The organism is Mycobacterium sp. ITM-2016-00318 (assembly GCF_002968285.2).
In the GTDB taxonomy this organism is placed as follows: Bacteria; Actinomycetota; Actinomycetes; order Mycobacteriales; family Mycobacteriaceae; genus Mycobacterium.
In genome coordinates this window covers 2,883,970-2,907,970 of record NZ_CP134400.1, presented here as the reverse complement: position 1 = coordinate 2,907,970, position 24,001 = coordinate 2,883,970, and the positions used below count along the sequence as shown (strand labels likewise).

General features: G+C 66.7%; 20 protein-coding genes and 3 pseudogenes. 9 read left to right on the top strand and 14 right to left on the bottom strand.

Annotation, left to right across the window (positions count from 1 at the left end; genetic code table 11):
• Positions 1 to 36 precede the first annotated feature (36 nt).
• Both C6A82_RS14245 and C6A82_RS14240 read right to left on the bottom strand, forming a co-directional pair.
• Entirely contained in the window at positions 37 to 876 is an 840-nt protein-coding gene (locus tag C6A82_RS14245; protein WP_105341732.1) for a GNAT family N-acetyltransferase, read from the bottom strand.
• Positions 877 to 889: 13 nt separating this feature from the next.
• Positions 890 to 2,542 carry an acetolactate synthase gene (locus tag C6A82_RS14240; RefSeq protein ID WP_311101345.1) on the bottom strand — a complete coding sequence of 551 codons (1,653 nt, stop codon included), beginning with the start codon at positions 2,540 to 2,542 and terminating at the stop codon, positions 890 to 892.
• Between the two features lie 152 nt (positions 2,543 to 2,694).
• On the opposite strand from C6A82_RS14240, the gene C6A82_RS14235 reads away from it, so the two are divergent.
• Genes C6A82_RS14235 through C6A82_RS14220 form a run of 4 tightly spaced genes read left to right on the top strand, consistent with a single transcriptional unit; the run spans position 2,695 to position 8,687 of the window.
• Complete coding sequence (locus C6A82_RS14235) at positions 2,695 to 2,844, top strand: hypothetical protein (RefSeq protein ID WP_158261594.1); 150 nt, start codon at positions 2,695 to 2,697, stop codon at positions 2,842 to 2,844.
• A 39-nt stretch (positions 2,845 to 2,883) separates the two neighbouring features.
• Complete coding sequence (locus C6A82_RS14230; protein WP_105342522.1) at positions 2,884 to 4,794, top strand: ABC transporter ATP-binding protein/permease; 1,911 nt, start codon at positions 2,884 to 2,886, stop codon at positions 4,792 to 4,794.
• A 45-nt stretch (positions 4,795 to 4,839) separates the two neighbouring features.
• On the top strand, positions 4,840 to 6,789 hold the full coding sequence (locus tag C6A82_RS14225) for an ABC transporter ATP-binding protein/permease (protein ID WP_105342519.1): 1,950 nt from the start codon (positions 4,840 to 4,842) through the stop codon (positions 6,787 to 6,789).
• Positions 6,790 to 6,812: 23 nt separating this feature from the next.
• Positions 6,813 to 8,687 (top strand): ABC transporter ATP-binding protein/permease, encoded by a 1,875-nt coding sequence (locus C6A82_RS14220; RefSeq protein WP_105342517.1) that lies wholly within the window; start codon positions 6,813 to 6,815, stop codon positions 8,685 to 8,687.
• Here the strand turns inward: C6A82_RS14220 and C6A82_RS14215 are convergent.
• The 11 genes and pseudogenes from C6A82_RS14215 to C6A82_RS14165 all read right to left on the bottom strand — a co-directional run bounded on the left by C6A82_RS14215 (position 8,684) and on the right by C6A82_RS14165 (position 19,169).
• Positions 8,684 to 10,174, bottom strand: a complete 1,491-nt coding sequence (locus tag C6A82_RS14215; RefSeq protein ID WP_105342515.1) for an FAD-binding protein — start codon at positions 10,172 to 10,174, stop codon at positions 8,684 to 8,686. The two genes, C6A82_RS14220 and C6A82_RS14215, sit on opposite strands and share 4 nt — an antisense overlap.
• Positions 10,171 to 10,640, bottom strand: a pseudogene (locus tag C6A82_RS14210) (VOC family protein). Before C6A82_RS14210 ends, C6A82_RS14215 begins: the two are co-directional and overlap by 4 nt.
• 46 nt (positions 10,641 to 10,686) lie before the next feature.
• Entirely contained in the window at positions 10,687 to 11,316 is a 630-nt protein-coding gene (locus C6A82_RS14205) for an SRPBCC family protein (RefSeq protein ID WP_105341348.1), read from the bottom strand.
• A gap of 14 nt (positions 11,317 to 11,330) precedes the next feature.
• Positions 11,331 to 11,651 (bottom strand): helix-turn-helix transcriptional regulator, encoded by a 321-nt coding sequence (locus tag C6A82_RS14200; protein ID WP_105341345.1) that lies wholly within the window; start codon positions 11,649 to 11,651, stop codon positions 11,331 to 11,333.
• A gap of 52 nt (positions 11,652 to 11,703) precedes the next feature.
• The gene (locus C6A82_RS14195) at positions 11,704 to 12,384 is read right to left on the bottom strand and encodes a hypothetical protein (RefSeq protein ID WP_105341346.1); all 681 of its coding nucleotides are present in this window, start codon (positions 12,382 to 12,384) and stop codon (positions 11,704 to 11,706) included.
• 106 nt (positions 12,385 to 12,490) lie between these two features.
• Positions 12,491 to 13,130 (bottom strand): annotated as a pseudogene (locus C6A82_RS14190) (LysM peptidoglycan-binding domain-containing protein).
• Between the two features lie 156 nt (positions 13,131 to 13,286).
• Positions 13,287 to 14,692, bottom strand: a pseudogene (locus C6A82_RS14185) (NAD(P)/FAD-dependent oxidoreductase).
• Positions 14,693 to 14,992: 300 nt separating this feature from the next.
• Entirely contained in the window at positions 14,993 to 16,141 is a 1,149-nt protein-coding gene (locus tag C6A82_RS14180; protein WP_105347567.1) for a cation:proton antiporter, read from the bottom strand.
• 3 nt (positions 16,142 to 16,144) lie between these two features.
• Positions 16,145 to 16,627, bottom strand: a complete 483-nt coding sequence (locus C6A82_RS14175) for a cation:proton antiporter regulatory subunit (protein ID WP_199193903.1) — start codon at positions 16,625 to 16,627, stop codon at positions 16,145 to 16,147.
• 23 nt (positions 16,628 to 16,650) lie between these two features.
• Positions 16,651 to 17,538, bottom strand: a complete 888-nt coding sequence (locus C6A82_RS14170) for a sterol desaturase family protein (protein WP_105347613.1) — start codon at positions 17,536 to 17,538, stop codon at positions 16,651 to 16,653.
• An 83-nt stretch (positions 17,539 to 17,621) separates the two neighbouring features.
• Positions 17,622 to 19,169, bottom strand: coding sequence for a carboxylesterase/lipase family protein (locus C6A82_RS14165; protein ID WP_105347568.1), 1,548 nt, complete (start codon positions 19,167 to 19,169; stop codon positions 17,622 to 17,624).
• A gap of 104 nt (positions 19,170 to 19,273) precedes the next feature.
• Between C6A82_RS14165 and C6A82_RS14160 the strand changes: the two genes are divergently transcribed.
• From C6A82_RS14160 to C6A82_RS14145, 4 genes are read left to right on the top strand one after another with little or no spacing between them, the layout of a single operon-like run.
• The gene (locus C6A82_RS14160; RefSeq protein ID WP_105347570.1) at positions 19,274 to 20,179 is read left to right on the top strand and encodes an oxygenase MpaB family protein; all 906 of its coding nucleotides are present in this window, start codon (positions 19,274 to 19,276) and stop codon (positions 20,177 to 20,179) included.
• Entirely contained in the window at positions 20,176 to 20,808 is a 633-nt protein-coding gene (locus C6A82_RS14155; protein ID WP_105347571.1) for a TetR/AcrR family transcriptional regulator, read from the top strand. Before C6A82_RS14160 ends, C6A82_RS14155 begins: the two co-directional genes overlap by 4 nt.
• 10 nt (positions 20,809 to 20,818) lie before the next feature.
• Positions 20,819 to 21,157: a multidrug efflux SMR transporter gene (locus tag C6A82_RS14150; protein ID WP_105347573.1), complete on the top strand. Its 339-nt coding sequence runs from the start codon at positions 20,819 to 20,821 to the stop codon at positions 21,155 to 21,157.
• Positions 21,157 to 21,480: a multidrug efflux SMR transporter gene (locus C6A82_RS14145; protein WP_105347575.1), complete on the top strand. Its 324-nt coding sequence runs from the start codon at positions 21,157 to 21,159 to the stop codon at positions 21,478 to 21,480. Before C6A82_RS14150 ends, C6A82_RS14145 begins: the two co-directional genes overlap by 1 nt.
• On the opposite strand, the gene C6A82_RS14140 is transcribed toward C6A82_RS14145, so the two are convergent.
• On the bottom strand, positions 21,452 to 22,654 hold the full coding sequence (locus tag C6A82_RS14140; RefSeq protein WP_105347576.1) for an MFS transporter: 1,203 nt from the start codon (positions 22,652 to 22,654) through the stop codon (positions 21,452 to 21,454). The two genes, C6A82_RS14145 and C6A82_RS14140, sit on opposite strands and share 29 nt — an antisense overlap.
• Between C6A82_RS14140 and lysA the strand changes: the two genes are divergently transcribed.
• The gene (gene lysA / locus C6A82_RS14135) at positions 22,653 to 23,990 is read left to right on the top strand and encodes a diaminopimelate decarboxylase (RefSeq protein WP_233217085.1); all 1,338 of its coding nucleotides are present in this window, start codon (positions 22,653 to 22,655) and stop codon (positions 23,988 to 23,990) included. The two genes, C6A82_RS14140 and lysA, sit on opposite strands and share 2 nt — an antisense overlap.
• Positions 23,991 to 24,001: the final 11 nt, after the last annotated feature.

Below are 24,001 nucleotides of genomic sequence, written 5' to 3'. Positions count from 1 at the left end.
GCTACGGTACGCGGCCACTCCCCCGCCGGCGTGCGGTCAGTGTTCCGTCGAGAACTCGACCCGCACCGAATCGGTCACCGCTTCGAATCCGATGGCCTGATAGATGCCGTTGGAGATCGGGTTGGCCAGGTCGGCGAAGAGCACCACCTCGCCGACGCGGTCGCGGCGTGCCAGCTCCGAGGCGGCGGCGGTCACCGCCGAGCCGTAGCCGCGCCCACGCGAACCGCGCGGCGTGAACACGGGGCCGATACGGGACACGCCTGCGGCGGGAGCGCGCAGCATCGCCATGCTCACCGGCGTGCCACCGTCGTCCCACAGCACGAAGCGGTCACCGGCCGCCTTCGCGCTCTCGACGAACCGCCGACCCGCGGCCCGATCGCGGTGATGGCTGAAGGTCTCGACGAAGAAGCGCTCGACCCAGTCGATCAACACCTCGAGATCGGCATCGGTGGCGTCGCGGTATCCGCCGGAAACTCCCGAAGGCCGTTGCAGAGCACCCAGCCGGTACAGCCGCTCCTCGGTCGTGACACGTCCGCGCTGCCCGGTGACCGCATGCCACGCCTCGGCGAATGGCATCGTCGCGTCGCGCGAGCCTCGAGCGCCGTTGAGTTCGGGGCGGATGCGTGCCACCTCGATCGCCAGTGCGCCGTTGGCTGCGTTCGGTATACCGTTGCACGCCAACGGATACGGCGGTGTCTGAAGCGCAGCACCCACGGGCGTGCCGTGGTCGGCGATCGTGACGAGAAGCGCGTCGTCACCCAACCTGTTGGACCGCAGCAGGGTCAGCTCGATCGTGTTGCCCACCGGGTCGCGCCGGTAGAGCGGTTCGGCGATGTCGCGGAAGTCGTCGGCGGACCGATGCAGCCGGATTTTCACACCGAACCGACGCTCAGGCGAGGTTCGAGCGGCGGGGGTACGCAATCTGCGGATCGGTCAACGTGTTCACCACCGCGGGCACTCCCGCTGCGAAGGCCCGTTCGAGTGCAGGGCGGAGTTCCGCGGGCGCCGACACCAGTTCGCCGTGTCCGCCGAGCGCCTTGACCACTTCGTCGTAGCGCGTCCCCGGCCGCAGTTCGGCAACGACGGAATACCCGTACAGCATCTCCATCGGGTGCTTCTCCAACGCCCAGATGCCGTTGTTGCCGATGACCGAGACGACGTGAACACCGTGGCGCACCAACGTGTCCCACTCCATGCCGCTGAAACCGAATGCGCCGTCGCCCTGCAGCAGGACCACCTGCCGGTCGGGCCGGGCGAGCTTGGCGGCCAGCGCGTAACCCGGACCCGAGCCGAGGCAGCCGAAGGGTCCGCTGTCCAGCCATGCGCCCGGCACGTAGCTGTCGATCACCCGCCCGGCGTACGAACCGAAGTCGCCTGCATCGATCACCACGATGGCGTCGCGGTCCAGCAGCGGCTCCAGCTCCGCATAGACCCGCATCGGGTGCAGCGGGCTGCGCTCATCGGTGAGCTCGCCGTGCTCGGCGGCCCTGCCGGCGGACTCGACGGCACGCAGATAGGCGATCCAGCTTTCGTGGTCGGCAGGCCTGCCGACGGCGAGGGCCGAGAGGGAAGCCGTCAGATCGCCGTACAGCTCGGCGGCGACCGGTCGCGGATGCGGCCGCTCCGGGACGACGCGGTCGGCGACGATCAGCTCGGTCTGCTCGCCGAACACGCCGCCGAAGCCGAGGCGGAAGTCCATCGGCACGCCGATGACCAAGGCGACATCGGCCTCTTTCAACGCTTTCGACCGGGCGCGGGAGAAGGCGAGCTCGTGATCGGCGGGTACGGTCCCTCGGGCCATGCCGTTCATCAGCGCCGGAATGCGCAGCGTTTCTGCCAGCCCGAGCAGTGCCGCCTCGGCGTGTCCCCACCACACGTTGGTGCCCGCCATGATCACCGGCCGCTTCGCCCCGGCGAGCAGACCGGCTGCCACCGTGAGTGCGTCGCCGTCGGCGGGCGCCAATTCCTCAGGCACTGTGAGCGCGCCGGGGTCGTCGCGATCGCCTGTCTCGCCGAAGACGTGATCCATCGGGAAGTCGACGAACGCCACGCCCGTCGGCTGCCCTCCTGACCCTGCGGCGGCGCGCAACGCATCGTCGATGAGTCCCCCGACCGCGTCGGCCGACTGTGCGGTCGCCGCGAAGCGGGTCAACGGAGCGACGAAGGGCACGTGATCGATCTCCTGCAGAGAACCCTGGCCCCAGCGCAGCGCCGGCGCCCGGCCGCCGAGCACGAGCAGTGGGGACTGGTTCTGCTGGGCGGCACCCATCGCGCTCATGCCGTTGGTCACGCCGGGCCCGGCGGTCAGCGCTGCCACCCCGGGCACCCGGGTCACCTTGGACCAGCCTTCGGCGGCGAAGGCCGCGGTCTGCTCGTGTCTGGTGTCGATCAGCCGGACACCCTCGGCGCGGCAGCCGTCGTAGATCGAGAACAGATGCCCACCGGAGAGGGTGAATACCGTGTCGATACCACTGGCGCGCAGCCGGCGGGCGATCAGATGTCCGGCGCCTATCTTGTTGCTCGAGGGAGCATCGGTGGTCATGGCCGCAGCATAATCTCAGCCATGGACCCACCGACGTGCTCATCGCAGACGCGAGCACATCGAGGCCTACCTCGTTGCCGCACCGAGCGCCGACGTGAGCGCATGCGTGTTACCGGTCATCCGCGACGGCGCAGGGGATTTCGCTCGGATGTATGGCGCAGGCGGGTCTGGCGTGTACGTCGTGCGGCCCGACGGCTACCTCGTTCGTGTCGTCCTTAATCGACACCGCCGCCCTGGTCGCCCATCTGCTGGGCACCTTCGGCGCAAGCGTGTCGACACCTGCGGCGGCCGGCCTGCGGTAGCTTCGCCGCAGGCCGGCTCCGGCGGAGGGAGGTGTCGCGGTGGACACCGGTACGTTCACATCCTCGATCGACTGGGGACGCGAACTTCTCACCTCGAGCGTGTGGGTGCTGGTGGCATTCGCGATCACCGCGCCGTGCCTGATCGTGACCCTTTCGCTGATCCGACGAACGACCGAGTGGGGCCGCCAGTTCTGGCGGATCACCGGTCCGTACTTCGTCGGCGGTCAGAGCCTTGTGGTGTGGGGCATGCTCGCGCTGCTGCTGGTATCGACGATCATCGCTGTTCGCCTCTCGGTCCTGCTGAGTTACTACACCAACGACGTCTTCACGTCGTTGCAGGTCGCTCTGCAGGGAATCGCCACCGGCCGAGGCGATGTCACCGACTCCGGTGTGCACGGCTTCTGGGTGACCATCGGGATCTTCCTGATCCTCGCCGTCATTCACGTCGTACTCAGCCTGGCCGACATGTACCTGATGCAGCGGTTCATCATGCGATGGCGAATATGGTTGAGTCGTAGACTGATCGATGACTGGCTCGGCGACTTCGCCTACTACCGCAGGCAATTCCTCCGTCGGGCGGGCGACAACCCCGACCAGCGGATCCAGCAGGACATCGACATCTTCACCACGGGAGTCGGCGGACAGCCGAACAACCCGGCGTACGGCTCGGGTAACACACTGTTGTTCGGTGCCGTCGGGGCAGTGCTGTCGGTGATGGCCTTCGGCGCGATCCTCTGGCGACTGTCGGGTGCCTTGACGCTCGGCGGGCTCACCCTTCCGCGCGCACTGTTCTGGATTGTCATCGCCTACGTGCTGGCGGCCACCGTCATCGCGTTCGTCATCGGCAGACCGCTGATCGAACTGAGCTTCCTCAACGAGCTCCGCAACGCAGGCTTCCGCTACGCCCTGGTGCGGGTGCGCGACGCAGGCGCCGCCATCGGGTTGTACCGCGGCGAGCACGTCGAAGGCCGGTTGCTGGGCGGCCGCCTGTCGGAGGTGATGACGAATTACGGCAACTGGCTGATGAGAATGCTGAGGCTCACCGGCTGGAATCTGACCGTGAGCCAGGCGATCAACCCGCTGCCGTACGTGGTTCAGGCGCCGCGCCTGTTCGCGGGCAGGATCTCCTTCGGTGACGTCATCCAGTCGGCGACCGCCTTCGTCACCATCCACAACGCCTTGTCGTTCTTTCGGGAGGCCTACGACGAGTTCGCGAGCTACCGCGCGGCGGCGATCCGGCTCGACGGTCTTGTCGAGGAGAACGCGCGTGCCCGGACGTTCGGCCAGGTGACGACGGCGGACACCGCCGACGGCTCGTTGACGGTGGCCGGCGTCGAGGTCCGAACCCCCGACGGTGCGAATCTCGTTCGGACGCTTGACTTGCGCCTCGAACCGGGCGACACGCTGCTGGTCAGCGGATCGTCCGGAATCGGCAAGACCGTGCTGATGCAGAGTCTCGCCGGGCTGTGGCCCTTCGTGTCGGGACGCGTTGCGCTGCCGTCGGGCAGGCAGGCCGCGATGTTCGTGCCGCAGCTGCCCTATCTACCCCTCGGCGACCTTCGCGCCGTCGCGTCCTACCCGAACGAGGAGGGCGCGATCGGTGACAGGGAGATACAGCGGGCCCTGATCAAGGTTGCTCTTCCGCAACTGGCGATCCGGCTGAACGATGTCGGAGATTGGGCGAAGGTGCTGTCGGTCGGAGAGCAGCAGCGCATCGCGTTCGCCCGCATCCTGCTCACCAAGCCCAAGGCCGCGTTTCTCGACGAGTCGACCTCAGCGCTCGACGAAGGTCTCGAGCTCACGCTCTACGAACTCCTCCGCGCGGAGCTGCCGGGCATGATTCTGGTCAGTGTGAGTCATCGCGCCACCGTTGAGCAGTTCCACGCCCGCCAACTCGCGCTCGTCGGCGATGGCGAGTGGCGGCTGGACACGCTGACCACAGGCAGTTGAGACGTCCACGGCGCTGCGCGCAGCTTGTCAGGGTATTTTGCCGGAATGGAATCGGAATCGGCCGGGTTCACCCCGACGCGGGACTGGGGCAACGAGCTGTGGGCGTCATTGTCGTGGCTGGCCCAGGCCTGGACGATCGCGGCGATCGCCACGTTGATCATCTGTGTACTGCTTGTCAGATACACGGTCTGGGGCAGGCAGTTCTGGCGCATCACCGGCGACTACTTCACCGGCGCGGACAGTGTGAGGGTCTGGTTGTGGCTGGCGGTGATTCTGCTCCTGGTCCTCATCGGTGTGCGGCTCTCCGTGCTTCTCAGCTTCCAGAGCAACGACATGTTGACCAGCTTCCAGGTCATCGAGGCGGGCCGGGAAGCGGCGGCGGCCGGTGACGAGACGATCAAGCGCTCCGGGTCGGACGGCTTCTACATGTCCATCTCGGTCTTCTCGATCCTCGCCGCCATCTTCATCGCCCGGCTCTTGCTCGACATGTTCCTGGTGCAACGCTTCTGTCTGGCTTGGCGCGCCTGGTTGACCGATCGACTCACCGGTGACTGGCTCGACGGCAAGGCCTACTACCGGGCCCGGTTCATCGACGACAAGATCGACAACCCGGACCAGCGCATTCAGTCCGACATCGACATCTTCACCGCGGGCAACGGTCCGCTGCCCAATGTGCCCTACTACTACTCTCAGAACACGCTGCTGTTCGGCGCAATCGACGCGGTCGCCTCGATGATCTCGTTCACCGCGATCCTGTGGAACCTGTCCGGACCCATGATGATCCCGATGATGGATTACGAGTTGCCGAGGGCGATGTTCTGGATCGGCATCGTCTTCGTGCTCTTCGCATCGGTCATCGCGTTCTGGATCGGCAGGCCGATCATCTGGCTGTCATTCCGCAACGAGAAGTTCAACGCGGCGTTCCGGTACGCTCTTGTGCGACTGCGCGATGCGTCAGAGGCCGTCGCGTTCTACCGGGGAGAGGCGGCCGAGCGGACCGGGCTGCGCAAGCTGTTCGCGCCGGTGGTCAGCAACTACAAGCGCTATGTGCTGCGATCGCTCGGCTTCAACGGCTGGAACTGGTCGATGAGCCAGCTCATAGTCCCGCTGCCCTACCTGCTGCAGTTCCCGCGTTTCTATAACGGCGAGATCCCGTTGGGCGCAATGACACAGTCCGCGTCAGCGTTCGGCGCGATCATGGACGGCCTCTCGTTCTTCCGCCAGGTGTACGACACCTTCGCGGGCTACCGGGCCGCCATCATCCGGCTGCACGGACTGGTCACCGCCAATGAGGAAGGTCGTGAGCTCCCGGAGATCACGACGACGCCCTGTGTCGACGGCACCGTGCAGCTGACCGACGTCGAGGTCCGCACACCCGACGCCCAGCAGCTCATCAACCCGCTGGATCTGCGCCTCGAAATCGGCGACACCATGGTTGTCACCGGCAAGTCGGGCGTCGGCAAGACGACGCTGTTGCGCAGCCTCGCCGAATTGTGGCCGTTCACCTCGGGCACACTCACGCGGCCGTGCGGACCGAACGAGACGATGTTCCTGTCCCAGCTGCCATATGTGCCGCTCGGCGACCTGCGCGCGGTCGTCAGCTATCCGAACGAGGAAGGCACGATCGACGATCGGACGTTGAGCCGCATGCTGGAAAAGGTGGCGCTGCTGCACCTGGTCCACCGTCTCGATGAGGTGCAGGACTGGGCGAAAGTGCTTTCTCCCGGTGAACAGCAGCGGATCGCATTCGCTCGAATCCTGCTGACCAAGCCGAAGGCCGCCTTCCTCGACGAGGCGACGTCGGCACTCGACGAGGGCTTGGAGTATATGCTCTACGACCTGGTGCGCACGGAATTGCCGGACACCATCCTGGTCAGCGTCAGCCACCGCAAGACCGTCGAGCAGCACCACACGCACGAGCTCGAACTGCTCGGCGGGGGCGATTGGCGGTTCGGCCGGGTCTCGGGCGAGCAAGCAGAACCCGCGCCGGTGTGACCATGGCGGGGTAGTTTCCCCGCATGGAAACCTATACGCCGTCCCTGGTTTGGGGCGACGAGCTTGTCGCGTCGGCGTTGTGGGTGGCGAAGGCATGGGTGCTCGCCGCGATTGGCGTCGTGGTCGTCTGCGCCCTGCTCGCCCGCTTCACGATCTGGGGCAGACAGTTCTGGCGAGTCACGGGTGACTACTTCACCGGACGCGACAGTGTCCCGGTGTGGGTACTGCTGGGTCTGCTGCTGCTGTTGGTGATGATCGACGTCCGCATCGTCGTCCTGTTCACCTACCAGTCGAACGACCAGTTCTCCGCGATGCAGGCAGCCTTCGAAGGTCAGGGAGACGCGAAAACTATTGCTATACAGGGCTTCTGGAAAGCAATCTTGATCCTTGCCGCATTGGTCGTGGCCAGGGTGACCCGCACCCTGCTCGACACCTATTTGATGCAGCGCTTCATCATTCGATGGCGCGTGTGGCTCACGCACCGGCTGACCGGCGACTGGTTGGACGGCGACGCCCACTATCGCGGACGGTTCATCGACCGTCCGATCGACAACGCCGACCAACGTATCCAGCAGGACATCGACATCTTCACCACCGGCACCGGCCCGGAGACGAACACGCCGACCGTGGGCACCGCTCAGACCCTGCTGTTCGGAACGATTTTCGCGATTGTGTCAGTTGTCGAGTTCACCCCGATCCTCTGGGGGTTGTCTGGACCGCTGACGCTGTTCGGCCTCACCGTACCCAAGGCGTTGTTCTGGATCGCGCTGCTGTACGTCTTCTTCACCACCGTCGTCGCGTTCTGGATCGGTCGTCCGCTGATCCGGCTGTCATTCCGCAACGAACTCACCAATGCGGCCTTTCGATATGCACTTGTCCGTGTGCGCGAGGCAGGCGAGGCCATCGGCTTTTACCGAGGCGATCGAGCCGAACGCGGCGAATTGATGACCCGCTTCTCGGCGATCATCGCCAACTACCGGGCATTCGTCCGACGCGGTATCGCCTTCCTCGGCTGGAACAGGTCGATGAACGAGATCGTCGACCCGCTACCGACCATAGTCCAGGCACCACGGCTGTTCGCCGGCGAGATCGCGTTCGGCGATGTCACCCAGTCGTCGAGCGCGTTCAATCAGCTACAGGGCTCGTTGTCGTTCTTCCGCTCGGTTTACGACGCTTTCGCCAGCTACCGTGCGGCCATCATCCGACTGCACGGCCTTGTGCTCTCCAACGAAACCGCAAGGGAGCTACCGACCTTGACGGCGCTGCCGAGCGCCGACGGATCGCTCGACCTGACCAACGTCGAGGTGCGGACGCCCACGGGCGCGCAGCTGATCGACCCGCTCGACGTCCGGCTCGATCCGGGCGAGTCCTTGGTGATCACCGGGGGTTCGGGCAGCGGCAAGACCACCCTGCTCCGCAGCCTGGCGCAGCTGTGGCCGTTCACGTCGGGCACTGTGCGGCGCCCGGAGGACGACACGATCTTCCTCTCCCAGCTGCCCTACGTTCCGCTCGGGGACCTGCGTGGGGTGATTTGCTATCCGTCCGCCGGGGGCAGATATTCCGACGAGGAGGTCCGCGCGGCGCTCGACACGGTGTCGCTCGGGCATCTGGGCAGCCGCCTCGACGAGGTGGCCGACTGGTCGAAGATCCTTTCCCCGGGTGAGCAACAACGCATCGCGTTCGCGCGCGTCCTGCTCGCCGAACCGAAGGTGGTGTTCCTCGACGAGGCGACGTCGGCGCTCGACGAGGGTCAGGAGTTCGCGCTTTATCGCGCGCTGCGTAGCCAGCTGCCCGACTGCATCGTGGTCAGCGTCAGCCATCGTCCCACGCTCGATCAGCATCACGACCGCAGGCTGGAACTGCTCGGCGACGGCGGCTGGCGGCTTGCGCCGGTCTAGCAGCGTGCCGCGTGGTTCCCGGCGCGGCGGCCGAAGAAGGAACCCTCGCCCAGCTGGGTGCCGCTGGAGTAGCCCTTGCCGTCCTGCGCGATGTTCGAGGCGCAGGCGCCCGCGGCGTACAGGCCGCCGACCACGCTGCCGTCGTCCCGCAGAACCTGCCCGTCTATCGTCACCGCCAGCCCGCCCATCGTGAAGCCCGAGTACATCGCGCGACCCAGCGACAGATCGAATGCCGCCCACGGTCCCTTTGTCTGGGGCGCAACATAATCCGGCTGTTTTCCGAAGTCGGGATCCTCCCCGTTGGCCGCATGTTCGTTGTACCGGTCGAGGGTCGAGATGAGGTGGCCCTGCGGGATGTCCAGCGCCGCCTCCATCTCCTCGACGGTCTCCCAGCCGTCGATGAACTTGATCAGCGGCATCTCGGGCATCTGCATGTGTTCCTCGTCGACGATGAGGTACGCGACCTGCTCGGGCTGCTCGAGCACGAACGCCGACGTGCGCGAGTGGTAGGAGTCCTCCGTCACGAATCGCTTGCCGTCCTTGTTGACGATGATGCCCGTCAGCAGGATCTCCGGCGGGTACGCCGCCGCGGTGATGAAGAGCTGATCCAGGTTCGTTGCGACTCCGCCGGCGGAGACCCCCATCCGGATACCGAGGCCGTCGTCGTTGGGGTTACCGAGGATGTAGGGCTCGACGACGCCGTGGTGCTTGGTGCGGCGCTTGTGTCCGAGGGCCGGCGTGTGCTCGGCGACCATCTCGGGGTTCATGGCGAACCCGCCCGCGGCGATGATGACCGCCTTTGCCTTGACCGCGCCGGTTTCGGTGAAGTGCTTCCATGCGACGCCGACCACGCGGCCTGGGTGACTGTCCTCGTCGACGACGAGGTTCGTCACGCCTGTCTCGTAACGGATCTGCACCCCGAGTTCGGCGGCGCGCTTGAGCATCAGATCGATGACCATGGCTGCGCCGCCGAGTTCACCGGGCACCGGCACCGAGTGGCCGCGAGGCGCCGGCTTGGCCTTCTCGGTGAAGGGGTACACCTTCTCGTTTCCGGTGTACGACAACCCTTCGGTGCCGGGCGGGACGACGACCTTACCGGGATAGAAGCTGCGTTCGAACTGAAAGCCCAACTCCTCCAACCAGTTGAAGTGCTCGACACTGCCTTCGCAGTACGCCCGGATCTTTTCGTGATCCGGCTCCGGCGACACCGCCACGAGGTACTTGTACATCTCCTCGGCGGTGTCCTCGTGCCCGGTGGCCCGTTGCACCGCAGTCCCGCCACCGAGATAGAAGTGCCCGCCCGCCATTGCGGTCGTGCCGCCTGCCGCGGCGGCCTTCTCGAGCACCAGCACCCGGGCGCCCGCAGCCGCCGCGCTGATCGCGGCCGCTCCGCCGGAGATGCCGAAGCCGATCACCACGACGTCGACGTCGTCGGACCAACTGGAGATGTCTGCGGCGTCCACAGTCTCCGGTATCTCAGTACTCACCGTTGCTCCTGCTTCACGTGATCGAAGAACGCCCGTATCTCGGGCGGGATGCGCGCGATCTCTATGTAGGGCACGCCGGCCGCCTGGTCGCTGACATAGGCGAACTCCATTCCGCCGGGCATGGTGCCGCGCTGCACCACCTCAGCGGATCCGATTGCGGCATCGACATCGTCGACCTCCGGCAGATGTGGTGCAGTCCAGGGCCAGCCCGATCCAGGAACTCGCTGTAGACGCTGTCGCCGGTGACCGGCGAGATCAACTCGAGCTGGGTGTCGCCGGCGTAGCTGAACGAGATGTGCGCGGTGAAATCGGCTGGTTGTCCGCGATAGACGCAGGTGTCCGGGCCGAAGTGCACCTCTGGCACGCGGATCCACTTGCGAGCGCCCAACAGCGTGGTCAGCGCCCTTTCGGTGGCGTCAAGATCGGTCGTCACCCACGCGATCTGGACAGGTGTCTGGTCATGCATCGCACATGAGGATATCTCCGGTGTGCGCCGCTGGCTAGAACGTGTTCTAGTTCTCTCCCAGGTAGGCGGCGATGCACCGATCCGCGGCGTCGCGTGCCCACTCGGGATCGGCGCCGCCCGCCACGTTCGCCGCATACCACGCCTCGCCGGACTCTCGGGTGAATCGGCGGCCGTCCGCTGAGGCCATCCATTCCTGGCCCGCCGACGGTTCGACGGTCGCGCCGGTGGACAGATGAACTGAGAGGCCCACGAGCGCGCCGTCGTAACCCATCCCCACGGCGCCGGGACCGAACTGCTCCCAGTGATCGTCTACGTGCGCGACGTGTTGGAGTTCGAAGCGCGAACGTTGCGCCCCTTCGTCGAAGATCCGCACCTCGATCCAGCTGACACCGCCGCCGAACTCCCACGTTGCGGTGAATTCACGGGGCGGATCGCACGTGAGAACGGTGCCGTTGGCGTTGCCGTCGAGTTGATATCGGCCGCCGACGCGGAGGTCGCCGGTGATCGGCAGGAACCACCGCGGAATGCGTTCGATGTTCGTGCAGGCGTCCCACAGGTCGGCGGCGTCGGTGTCGTACGACTGGCTGATGGTGACGACGCGGGCCTCCCCTGCCTCCAGTGTCCGGTCGCCGACCGTGCGCCGTACGGCGCTGATCTGCTGATCGACGTCGATCATGGTGCGCTCCTTCGTCATTGTCGTTTTCCGCGGGCGATCTCGGTGGCGAGTGCGTCGAGTTTCGGCGCCCAGAAGCGGCGGAAGCCGGCCAGCCACTCGTCGACATCCCGCAGCGCCTCGCCGTTGACGGCGTACAGCCGCCGCTGCCCGTCCGGGCGGACGGAGGTGAAACCGTTGTCCCGCAAGACCTTCAAGTGCTGCGAGACCGCGGGCTGGCTGATCTCGAACTCGGCCTGGATGGCCGCGCCGACCGCGCCCGCGGTCTGCTCACCGTCGACGAGCAGTTCGAGGATGCGCCGCCGAACCGGGTCACCGAGGACGTCGAACGCGTGCACCAGCCGAGATTAAAAGCCAGGACTTATATAAGTCAAGCCTTTATTACTGTGCTCAGCGGGTGCCGGATGCAGACTGCAGGACGTCTTCGCGGGCCTGCTGGCTGACGGTCTGCCAGGACACCGCCGCCGGAAAGTTGCCCCACGTGCTGTTGAACATGCCCACGATCGCGGCGCGCCCGTCGGGGGTCACGACATACACCGGGCCGCCGGAATCGCCCTTCTGGCTGACGACGCCGTTGGTCATCGTGAACCACCCGTTGTTGACCGCCTCGATGGTTCCGCAACTCTCCCCGGTGATCACGCCGAAGTGGCAGATCGGAAGACCCGGCGCGGGCACGATGCCGGGATCGAAGAAGAGAATGCGCCCCCCGGGCAGGATGTCGTTGACGGCGGCGTCCGGCGCGATGCCGATGGCCTCCCAATCGGAGATCATGTGATCGGTGGCCACGGTCGCGCCGTCGGGGGTGTTGTCGCGGAACACCGTCAGCGCGCCGATCGGATTGTTGTCCCGGTCCACCACCGGTCCGTTGCCGCGGCAGTGACCCGCGGTGAACGCCGTGCGCGCTGCCAGGTCGACGAACCCGAGCGTGCACACGCTCGAGCCCTGGCGGATCTCCATCCCCGGGTAGACCAGCACGCCGGGTTCGGCATGTGCGGGCGCAGAGGGAATGGTCAGCGCAAAGATGGGGGCGGCCGCCGCTGCGGCCAACGAGCGCAACCACTGTCGGCGCACTGTGATCTCCGATTCGTTGGGGTCAGTGGCCCTCCACCCTACCGGCGAGGGTCCACACAGCAAGGCGGCCCGGGTCATTCGACCCGGGCCGCCTGCGTCACTTCGGCTAAGGGATGGTCAGCACCTGGCCCGGATGAATCAGGTCAGGGTTGCTGATGCCGCTGGCGCCAGCGATCTGGTGATATTTGTTGCCGTCGCCGTAGAAGCGCTCGGCGATCGCCCACAGGGTGTCGCCGGAGACCACCGTGTACGTGCGAGGAGCCGGCGGCGGTGGTGGCGGTGGTGGCGGTGGTGGTGGTGGCGGTGGTGCCGGAGCCTCGGCGGGCGGCAGCGGTTCCTCCGCCGCGGCCGGTGCCACCTCGGGCGCGGCCTCGGGCGCCGCGGCGTCCCCGATGATCGGCGGTGGCGGCGCCTCGTCGGTGTTCGTACCCGACGCCCAGGCGACGCCGTCGAATCCGTAGACGACTACGTTGCGGTCGTCCTGCAGGATCAGCCGAATGTCTCTGGCGCCCTTGGTATCCGTATGCCAGATCGGCTTGTCCGACGTGTAGAGGACAACGTTGCCGTCCTTGCACCTCGAGGCGCTCGGCGTCCTGGCCGTCGGTGCCCGTCGCCCAGACGGCCTGACCCTGCGCGGCCAGCACCAGGTTCCCGTCGTCTTGCAGGGTGAGCGTGTACGCCCCGTTCTTCGACGTCAGCGTTTGCCCTCGTTCGAGCTTCTCGCCGATGGCGAGCCTGTCAGTCACGTCCTTCACGTCCTTTCTCGAGGAAACATCCTGTCGAGGATCGACGGGGACGTCTGTTCCCCAAACCCAACGCGGCTGAGCTTACTGATCATGGTTATCGATGTGTGCGGTTCGGATCGCGCCAATCCGAACGTCGTGCAAACGCTACCTGGACACTCACGAATCGAAGCCCAGCCCGAGCGCATCGAGCGTTCGCAGCAACAGATTGCGCCGCCCCGCCGAGTGGTCGGCGCGGTCGAGCGACCATCGGGTGGCCTGGATTCCGACGCTGGCGAGCGGCTCGGGTGGGAACGGCAGCGGCCGCTTGCGCACCATTTCCAATTCGGTGCGCTCGCTCGGTCGCCCGTGGAGCAGATCGAGGCAGACATCGGCGGCGAACCGTGCCGCGCCTACGCCGAGGCCGGTGAAGCCGTTGACGTAGGCGACCCGACCGTCGCGAGCGAGTCCCCAGTGCGCACAGAACCGGGTGCTGGTGTCGATGGCGCCGGCCCAGCGATGACTGAACCGGACGTCCTCGAGTTGGGGAAAGGTCAGAAAGAAGTGCGCGGCGAGCAGCCGGTAGCTGGCAGGCCGGTCTTCGTAGGCCGGTTTGACCTTGCGGCCGAAGTGATAGACAGCGTCGTAGCCGCCCCACAAGATGCGGTTGTCGGCGGATAGCCGGTAATAGTGAAACTGGTTGCCGCAGTCCCCGATTCCCTGCCGGTTCGCCCATCCGATCCGGCCGAGCTGCTCGTCGGTGAGTGGCTCGGTGGCCAGCACGTAGTCATAGACCGGCACCGTCCGTAGCCGATTGCGCACGATCAGGCTCGGGAAGACGTTGGTGGCGAGCACAGCCTTATCGGCGGTGATCGTAGCGGTGTCCGCCCGGAACGTGATCGGCCCGCCAGAGCCGTCCATACCGGTGATGTTCGTGTGCTCGAAGATGCGCACACCCGCGTCCGCGCAGGCCCTTGCGAGTTCGAACGCGAGTTTCGCGGGGTGCACGATGGCGGTGGTGTCCGGGCTGAACAGGCCCGCCAGGTACGTCGGCGAGTCGACTTCGGCGCGGACCTTTTCCTGCCCGACGAACTGCCCTTCCCCGTCGTCGGCGGCTTCCCGCAGCCACGCCACCTGGTGGGGTTCCGTCGCTACCGAGAGCATGCCGGTGCGCTGCCAGTCGCAGTCGAGGCCCAAGGCCTGGATATCCGCCTGCATACCGTCGAGATTTTCCAGCCCCATTGCCTCGAGCGTGTCGATCTCGTTGGGCCAGCGCGCTTTCCGTTCGCGACGCCATGGGTCAGGCTCGCGTCGACGAAGCCGCCGTTACGCCCCGATGCCGCCCATCCGACGCGGTCGGCATCGACGACCACCACCTTGTGGTCCGGATTTCGTTGTGCGGCATGCAAAGCCGTCCACAGGCCGGTGTAGCCGGCGTCGACCACGAGGAGGTCGGCGGTCAGCGACCCGGACAGATTTCCATAGGACGGCCTCGGCATGTCCAGCCACATCGAACCGAAGGCACCTCCCGCGAGCGACCGGTCGACAAGATGAGGGTCGACGTGGGAATCGAACACCGTCTGCACACCGCGACACTACGGGGAGCACCCGTGCCGGCGGCGCTGAATCGGTTGCAGGCGCCGCAATGATGGATTCGTGCTGCTACTTCGCCGACTGGATGCGCAAGCACGCGGCGGACCCTCGGCACATGCCGCACGTGCTGAGCACCGCCGGTTGGCCGGAGATGCAGTGGTCACGGGTGACGGGCATGCCCGCGGACCGGTGGCGGATCAGCGTGGTCGACGGCTCGAAGATGAGCAAGTCGGAACTGAAACAGGCTGCGTCGCAATGGGTTGTCGATGCCATCGAGGGCCGCGCTCCGGCGTTCAGGCAGTCAGCGGCCGTGATCTCCTTTCGGCGAACCGCGCCAGCACTGGACCGAGGACCGCGAGGATGAAGACGTATGGCGTGGCGACCGCACCGACCGCGGCGCTCGACGCGCCGACCAAGCCGATTATGACGAGCGAGAATTCGCCGCGCGCGATGAGCGCCGTGCCAGCGCGCCACTGACCGCGTCTTGCCACGCCGTCGCGCCGAGCCGCGAACTGTCCCGTCCATATCTTGGTGGCCGCTGTGACTAGAGCCAGGACCAACGCAGCGGGCAACATCGGGACCAACGAGCCGGGAGTGACCGAAAGCCCGATTGCGACGAAAAATACCGCCGCAAACAAGTCGCGCAGCGGGGTAAGCACCTGGCGTGCACGGTCGGCCGTTTCCCCGGTGAGCGTCAGGCCGACCAAGAATGCGCCGACCGCCGCCGACGCATGAATGAATTCGGCCAGCGCGGCCACGGTCAGGGTCAGGCCGAGGACGCGCAGCATCAGCTGCTCGTCGTCTGGATGTGCGACCAGTCGGCCCAGGTGGTGGCCCCAGCGGTACGACGTCACGAACGCGGCGGTCAGCGCGGTCATGGCGATCGCGACACCGAGCAGTGCATTGAGAAGGGATCCACCGGCCGCGAGGACGGCCAGCAGCGGCAGGTAAGCGGCCATCGCGAAGTCCTCCAGAACGAGGACGGACAGCACGGCTGGACTTTCTCGGTTGCCCAGCCATCCGAGATCGTTGAGCAACCGCGCGATGACGCCAGACGATGATATGTAGGTGACGCCCGCTAGGGCGAGTATTCCGACACCGTTCAGCCCGAGCAGCCAGCCGGCGATCGCACCAGGTGTCGCGTTCAGTGCCACATCGACCCAGGCCGACGGCAGGTGCCTGCGTAGGCTGCTGGCGAACTCGGGGATCGAGAACTCCAGACCGAGCGTGAGTAGCAGCAATACCACCCCGATAGTCGCACCGGCTTGAACAAATTCGTTGGCGGCCGGAATGGGAGCCAGACCGCCCTCGCCCAGAGCCAAACCGGCGACCAGATAAAGCGGGATCGGCGACAGCGCGAATCGACGTGCGGCGGTACCCAGCACTGTCAGGACAGTGAAGATGACGCCGAGCTCGAGCAGCAGTGCCGCCGAGATCTCCATGCCTCAGCCTTGCGCGACGATGTCTCGAACTCCCGCTATGCCATCATCGGTGCCGATCACCACAAGCACATCTCCGGCACGGAGCACCACTTCTGGTCCCGGCGAGGCGACTACCTGCTCGTCTCGGACGATCGCCACGATTGAGGCGCCGGTCCGGGTGCGGGCCTTGGTGTCCCCGAGTGGCCGCTCCGCGTACGGACTCCCCGAAGCGATGTCGACTTGGCCGGCGCTCAATCCGGGCACCTCACGGGTGAGGTCGGCGAATCGCTCCGCGATGCGTGGCGCACCGAGGATCTGAGCCAGGGCCTCGGCTTCTTCTTCGATGAGCCGAAAGACCGGTCGCGCCCGGTCGGGGTCATTTTCGCTGTACAACACCACCTCGAAAGCGCCGCCGCGACGGGCGACCACACCGAGACGGTCGCCCTGGGCCAGGTCGAATTCGTATCGCAGACCGACACCGGGCAGCGTTGTCTCCGTGACATCCATACGTCCAATATGGCCGAGATGGACTACTTCGAGATGGCGATCGGCGCCGGAATATCGGGCTGCACCGACTGTCGCGGCTGCCAGCCCGGCGGGCCGAAGACGAAACCGAGCCTGTCCCGCCACCGGTGCGCGCCGCGGACGTCGCGCGCGATCGCCACGTATTCGTGGGTTTGCAGCTTCCAGATGTTGTAGGTGTCCACCTGCTTGGTGAGCCCGTAGTGCGGCCGGAACTCCTCGGGCTGAAAACTGCGGAACACCCTGTCCCAGATAATCAGGATGCCGCCGTAGTTCCTGTCCAGATAGATCTCGTCCATTCCGTGGTGCACCCGATGGTGCGACGGGGTGTTGAAGACGAATTCGATTGGCCGCCAGAGCTTGCCGATCCGCTCGGTGTGGATCCAGTACTGGTAGATCAGGTTGATCGAGAAGCTGGCGAACACCATCCACGGCGGCACGCCGAACAGCGGGAGCAGCGCCCGAAGGAAGACGTCGCCGCTGATGTTCCACTTCTGTCGCAGTGCGGTGGCGAGGTTGAAGTACTGGCTGGAGTGGTGTGCCTGATGGGTGGCCCAGAAGATCCGGACGCGGTGCGCCATCCGGTGATACCAGTAGTAGAGGAAGTCGACGCCGACGATCGCGATCACCCACGTGTACCAGGCGCCTGCGGGCAGCTGCCATGGTGCGACATAGACGAAGAGGGCCGCGTAGCCGATGAGCGCGATCCCGTTCATGATCGCGCTGGTGGCGACGGACACCAGGCCCATCCGGATGCTGGCCCACGCGTCGGGCCTTGAGTAGGCACCCGACGGCGCACGCTCGGTCTCGGTGTGCGCGAGCTTGCGCGCGGCCGCCCACTCGATGACGAGGAGGATCAGGAAGAACGGGACCGCGAATGTCACCGGGTCGTGCATCAGCGGCGGCAGCACGTGCTCCCATGCTTTAGCCAAGTCCACTTCCGACACCTCCGGGGAGATTCTAGCGAGGACGGTCGCGGCTACCTGAAGTTGAGCACCTGGGTGCCCCAGGTGGCGCGGATGTCGTGGTCGATGTCGGCGACGACGGAGTCCTGTCGATCGATCAGCAGGCTCGTCCAGTCGGGTTCCCGGTAGGGCAGCCAGTCCGGTTCACCGGGTAGGCAGGCGGGCTTGCCGCCGACCGCGAAGTTGACCCAGCGGGTGCGCATCCGGTCCGACACCGCCCTGCCGGTCTTCAGCCCGCCCAGTTTGAAGGTCGGGTCCTTGCCGCTCGAGACGAGATTGCCCCAGACGAACGGCAATTCGGTGGCGTGTGCGGCCGCGATGCGCAGCAGGCGCAGCATCGGGGTGGCGTAGTCGAAGCGGTACAGGTACACCGGCGCGACCGCGCTATGCCCCTCGGCCAGCCACACCGACGGCATCCGGAAGCCGAGGTCGCGCGCGACGCCCATGCCCCTGGCCTTGCCGCGAAGGCGGGCATAGGCGGCACGGGTGTGGTAGTCCGTCGGCAGCGCGAGGTTTGGCTGCTCGGCGGCGATCTGGTTGAACATCGCGCCGATCGCCTCGGGTGTGATCGGCATCAGCGGCGACTTCATCCACTTGAACAGCGCCGCCTCGTGTTTGTTGGTGCCGATGATCAGCGGAACCGAGTGTGACCGGCCCTCTCGCGCGAGCTTCACCGGATAGTCGGGCACCAGGTCGCCGTCGACGTTGGGCGCGAACGCCAGCGTGCCCGGGTTGTTGAGCGGCGTTTGGTAGAACACGTCGGTGGAGGCCGCGACGACCGCGTCGACTGGGAGTTCCGGAAGACGGTCGACCTCGGACTCCGAGAGGTGAAGCCGGTTCAGCACCTGGCGGGTGATCCTGCGGGCGCGGCTGATGTCGTAGACCGAGGTGGCGGGTGAGCTCTGCGCGATCGCGCCTGCGAAAAGCCCTTCTGCGGCCGGGATGGTCAGCAGCGTGGTGATGATGCCCGCGCCCGCCGATTCACCGAACAGGGTGATGCGGTCGGGATCGCCGCCGAACGCCGCGATGTTGTCGCACACCCAGTGCAGTGCCGCGAGCACGTCGCGTAGGCCGAGGTTGGAGTCGAAGCGCCGGCGCGGGCTGTCGAACTCCGAGAGGTCGAGGAACCCCAGCGCCCCGAGCCGATAGTTCAGCGTGACGACGACGACCTCGCCGTTTTCGGCCATCACCCTGCCGTCGTAGAGCGGCTGGCTCGCCGAGCCAAGGATGTAGGCGCCGCCGTGCACCCACACCATCACCGGCTTGCGGTCGCCGGCCGAAGTGTCCGAAGAAGCCCAGACGTTGAGCGTCAGACAGTCCTCGCCCTGAGGTGCGCCGAGGTCGATCGGGATCCTGGGATCGACGGGTTGAGGACAAACGAAGCCGAAGCGGGTGGCGTCGGCGACGTTCGACCACGGCTCGACGGGCTGCGGCGCCCGCCACCTGAGGTCTCCGACGGGTGGGGCCGCGTACCGGACGCCCTTCCATGCGGTCACCCGACCGTCGTCGGCGCCGCGAATGGCGCCGCCGACCGTCTCCACCAGGGTGTTGTCGTGAGTCATTCCCATAGATGTTACCGGTCGGTAGGCGTTGAAACCGCTAACCTGACAGTGAAATGGTATAGGTGATATACGACGTGTAACATTCGTATCAGAAGGACTGCTCGATGAACCCATTACGCCGCTGGACCATCGACGATTTCGAGAAGGCCGCCGGAAGCCACGACGACCCGGCCATCTACGGCGGTCCGCCCGGTGATCCCGGGCTGACCGGACCCGGCAGCATGTCGTGGGAGATCAATTCCGACATCGCCTCTGTGTCGCTGGCAGGCCTGCCTGCAATCGTGCTGGAGATCCTGCATCCCTCCGTCGTCGCGGGAGTGCAAGATCTGTCGAACTACCGCGAGGACCCGTTCCAGAGGGCGCGCGCCACCCTCGGCTACGTGCTGGCCACCACGTTCGGCAACACCACGGCGGCCACCGCGGCGATCGAACGTGTCAAGCACATCCACTCGTTCGTCAACGGCACCCGACCCGACGGCATGCCCTACCGCGCGCTCGATCCGGAACTGGTCGCCTGGGTGCACACCTGCATCCCGTGGATGATCCTTCGCACCTACGAAGCGACGAATCGGCCGCTCTCGCAACGGGAGAAGGATCGCTATCTCTGCGAACAGGCGGTGATCGGCAGAATGGGCGGCGCGGATCGCGTACCCGAGTCCGCGGCCGAGCTCGACGACTACGTCGAGTCGATGCGGCGCCGACTGTCGGTCAACGCGCAGACGCGGGAGTTCATCGACTTCCTGATGACCTCGCCGTTCTTTCCCGACCTGCCGGAAAGCATCGACCGGCAGCTGCACAGGTTCGCGATCTATGCCGGCATGAGCATCGCGCCGCGGTGGGCGCGGGAACTGATCGGCTACGACCGCCCGCCCATGCTGACGCGCGCACTGATGGGACCGGTGTTGCGCCTCGACGCACGACGGGTCCGATGGGCGTTCGGCGCACCCCGATATCTGCTGATGGCACAGGATCGCGCGGCGGGCGCATCTCGTGAGGTCGCCGCGACGTGATCGATGTACAGCTTGTCGATGTCGTCGGCGGCGCAAGCGCGGGCAGCCGGGTCGACGAAGCGTCTGACCGGACCAGCCAACGCATCCTGGACGCGGCGTTGGCTGAGGCGGCAGCCGTTGGCCTGCAACGCATCACGGTCGAGGATGTGGTGCGCCGCGCAGGGGTGTCGCGGATGACGGCGTATCGCCGCTATCCGCGCCGGGACGACCTGGTGGCGGCGCTGGCCCGCCGGGAGACCCAGCGCTTCCTCGGCGCGGTGGCCGATGCGATCGAGCGCGCCGAGGACCCGCGGGCGGGTGTGGCCGAAGCGTTCATCGCCGCGGTCGCATTCGCGCGCGAACATCCGATTCTTCGCAGGGCCTTGCACAACGAGCCTGCGCCGATCGCGGACTCCGAGGAGCTGTTGAAAATGGGCTCGGCGTTCATTGCAAACTACATCCACGGCGATGAATCCGGCATTCCGCGGCAGCAGGTGCGGTGGGTGGCCGACGTATTCGCCCGGCTGTTCTTCACCTACATATCGATGCCGCCCGGCGACCCCGACTTCGCCGACGACGCCGAACTCCGACGCTTCGCCCACGAGGTCCTGACGCCGATGGTCCAGCGCGCCACCGAACAGCTCGACTAGCTTGTGAACCGTGCGCAAATGGGTGCTGCTCGGTGCGGCGATCGTCGTCGAGGTGGCGGCCACGCTGTCTTTGCGTGCCTCGCAAGACCATTCGGCATGGCTGATCGCCGTCGTCGCGGGCTACACCGGTGCCTTCGTCCTGCTCACCCTGGTGCTGCGGGCAGGCCTGTCCATCGGTGTGGCATACGGGATCTGGGGTGCGCTGGGCACGGCGGGCACCGCCGTGCTTGCCGCCGCGATCTTCGGTGACCCGTTCACGATGCCGATCGTGGTCGGCATCGCGTTGATCATCGCCGGTGTGTTGTGCGTCGAGCTGGGGTCACGACACTCCGGTGAGGCCGCCACCTGATGTGGGCCGCGCTCACCGGGGCGATCCTCTTCGAGGTGCTCGCGACGATTGCGCTGCGAGCATCCGAGGGTTTTCGCAAGCGAACCTGGATCGTTCCCGTCGCCCTCGGCTACGTCGCGTCGTTCTGTCTGCTGTGGCTGACGCTGCGGCTCGGCATGCACGTCGGCATCGCCTACGGCGTTTGGACCGCATGCGGGGTGGCGCTGGTCGCGGTGGCGGCGAGAGTGCTCTTCCGCGAGCCCCTCACCTGGCTGATGGTCGTCGGCATCGTGCTCATCGTCGCCGGCGTGCTGACTATCGAGATGGGGGGCGCCGCGGGGTGAGCGCGATCGCGAGCAGCATCACGGCAACACCCGCCGCAGGCACCACGAGCAGGCCGACGCGAAGGCTCGTCGCGTCCGCGATCACGCCGACGACCGGTGGAGACGACACGAACCCGATCCGCATCAGCCACGTCACCGCGGTGAGCCCGGTGCCCTGGCGTAAACCGGGCAGCTGATCGGCGCCGTGCATCGCGGCGGGAACAAGGGTGGCAACGCCGAACCCGGCCGCCGCGAAGCCGGCGATGGTGCCGGGAATGCTCGGGAAAGCGAGCGCCAGACCCATCCCCGCTGCGGTGACGAGCCCGCCTGCCCTCGCGACGGCGCGCTCGCCGAACCTGTCGACCAGCCGGTCGCCGATCATCCGGCCCACGAACTGGGACGCGACCATCGCGATGTAACCGGACGCCGCGAGCGCGCCCGGAGCACCCAGTCCGTCCCGCAAATACACTGTGGCCCAAGAACTTGCGGCATCTTCTACCACCGCACCCGCGATGGCGATGAAGACCAGCGCGACTAGCGTGGCCGAGACAGCGAAGCCGGGTCGCCCCACGGTCGTCGCACCGGCCGACGGGTGGCCGTGCTCGTCGGGACCGCGAAGCAGAAACGGGTATGCGGCCAGCACCACCGCGCTGAACAGCGCGGCCGACACCGCCAGATGCGTGGTGCGGGGGATGTCCAACGCGATCGCGGCCGCGCCCATTGCGCCGCCGAGCACCGCGCCCGCTGACCACACCGCGTGCAGCGAGTTGATGATCGAGCGCCCGTAGTTGCGCTGAAGACGCAACGCGTGGGCGTTCTGCGCGACGTCGATGACAGAGTCGGCCGCGCCCGCGACGAACAGTGCCGAGGCAAGCGCGACCGCCGACGGCGCCAGCGCCGCGACGAGGATGAAGACCGCGATACCGATGCTGCTCGCCACCGCGACCCGCGAGGACCGGAACCGGCGGATGAGTGCCGCCGCCGCAGGCCCGGCCACCAGCGCGCCGCCGGAGAACGCCGCGATCGCGAGTCCGTAGTGCGCGTTGGACAGCGCGAGATCGGTCTTGATCTCGGGATATCGCGGCAACAGGTTGGCGAACAGCGCCCCGTTGGTCAAGAACAGGGCCGCGACGGCGAACCTGGCCCGCCGATTGCGCACCGCGACGCCGACGTCGTCGAGTCGTCGCTGCGCCATGGGCACCGACGGTACCGACGAGAAGCCCACCGCCGACGCGGCGGACTGGAAGGCTGAGGCGATGCGCAGCGAGTCGACCGCAGTCGATCTGTTGAGCCTGTTCCCACCGGGATCGCGCATCGACAGCGACGGCGTCCTGGTCGTCGGCGGATGCCGGCTCGACGACGTCGCCGCCGAGTTCGGTACCCCGGCGATCGTCGTCGCCGAGGACGCCTTGGTCGACCGGGCTCGCGAGTATTTAAGCGCCTTCCGCAGCCGGTGGCCGCGCAGCGATGTCGCGTTCGCGTCGAAATCGTTCCCCTGCACGGCTGTTCAGCGGGTGATGGTCGCCGAGGGCCTGCATCTCGACGTGGCGGGCGGCGGAGAGATCCTCACCGCGGTGAAGGCGGGGGCGGATCCCGGCCGACTGGTCCTGCACGGCAACGCCAAGACCGACGAAGAGCTCGAGATCGCGCTCCGCCACGGTCTGGGGCTCGTGGTCGTCGACAACTTCGACGACATCGACCGGCTGGAACGCATCGTGCCGCGCGGGCGTCGACAGCGCTGCCTGGTCCGGGTCATCCCGGGAGTCGAGGCAGCCACCCACGCTTCACAGGCGACCGGACACGCCGGGTCCAAGTTCGGCTTGCTGCCGGACGACGCCCGCGAGGCGATGGCGAGGATCGGGCGCAGCGCGCGGCTTGCGCTCGACGGCGTCCACACCCACGTCGGATCGCAGTTGCTCAACGTCGAGCAGCTGGCAGCCGCCGTCGAGCCGATCGCAAAGCTCGGCACCTTCGACACCTACGACCTCGGCGGCGGGCTCGGCGTGCGCTACACCTACGACGAGCATCCGCCCACCGTCGACGACTACGCCGAAGCGATGACGACACAGGCCCGTGCCGTGTTGCCGGAGGGCAGCCGCATCATCGTCGAGCCGGGCCGGAGCATGGTCGCCGCCAGCGCCTGCACGGTCTACCGCGTCACGACGGTCAAGCGCGGAACGGTCACCCACGTCGCTGTCGACGGCGGCATGGGCGACAACCTCGAGGTGTCGCTGACCGGCCAGCGGTTCGAGGCCGCGCTCGTCGACAGAGTCGGCGGCGCGGGTGAGACGGTCACCGTCGTCGGGCGGCACTGCGAATCCGGCGACCAACTCGTCGACGCCGTCGCGCTTCGCGACCCCGTTGTCGGGGACCTGCTCGCCCTGCCGGTTACCGGCGCTTACTGCTACACGATGTCCAACCAGTACAACGGCGCCAGGCGCGTTCCCGTGATCTTCGCGCGCGACGGCAAGGCGCGCTTGGTGGTTCGCCGCGACACATGGGATGACCTGTTGAGCCGCGATGTCGACTGACCGGCGCCCGA

Coding starts and splice junctions, on each gene's coding strand:
- C6A82_RS14170 (WP_105347613.1), bottom strand. CDS start 17,538: ATGCACGACCCGGTGACATTCGCGGTCCCGTTCTTCCTGATCCTCCTC.
- C6A82_RS14220 (WP_105342517.1), top strand. CDS start 6,813: ATGGAAACCTATACGCCGTCCCTGGTTTGGGGCGACGAGCTTGTCGCG.
- lysA (WP_233217085.1), top strand. CDS start 22,653: ATGGGCACCGACGGTACCGACGAGAAGCCCACCGCCGACGCGGCGGAC.
- C6A82_RS14175 (WP_199193903.1), bottom strand. CDS start 16,627: ATGGATGTCACGGAGACAACGCTGCCCGGTGTCGGTCTGCGATACGAA.
- C6A82_RS14180 (WP_105347567.1), bottom strand. CDS start 16,141: ATGGAGATCTCGGCGGCACTGCTGCTCGAGCTCGGCGTCATCTTCACT.
- C6A82_RS14225 (WP_105342519.1), top strand. CDS start 4,840: ATGGAATCGGAATCGGCCGGGTTCACCCCGACGCGGGACTGGGGCAAC.
- C6A82_RS14165 (WP_105347568.1), bottom strand. CDS start 19,169: ATGACTCACGACAACACCCTGGTGGAGACGGTCGGCGGCGCCATTCGC.
- C6A82_RS14205 (WP_105341348.1), bottom strand. CDS start 11,316: ATGATCGACGTCGATCAGCAGATCAGCGCCGTACGGCGCACGGTCGGC.
- C6A82_RS14235 (WP_158261594.1), top strand. CDS start 2,695: ATGGCGCAGGCGGGTCTGGCGTGTACGTCGTGCGGCCCGACGGCTACC.
- C6A82_RS14140 (WP_105347576.1), bottom strand. CDS start 22,654: ATGGCGCAGCGACGACTCGACGACGTCGGCGTCGCGGTGCGCAATCGG.
- C6A82_RS14160 (WP_105347570.1), top strand. CDS start 19,274: ATGAACCCATTACGCCGCTGGACCATCGACGATTTCGAGAAGGCCGCC.
- C6A82_RS14145 (WP_105347575.1), top strand. CDS start 21,157: ATGTGGGCCGCGCTCACCGGGGCGATCCTCTTCGAGGTGCTCGCGACG.
- C6A82_RS14240 (WP_311101345.1), bottom strand. CDS start 2,542: ATGACCACCGATGCTCCCTCGAGCAACAAGATAGGCGCCGGACATCTG.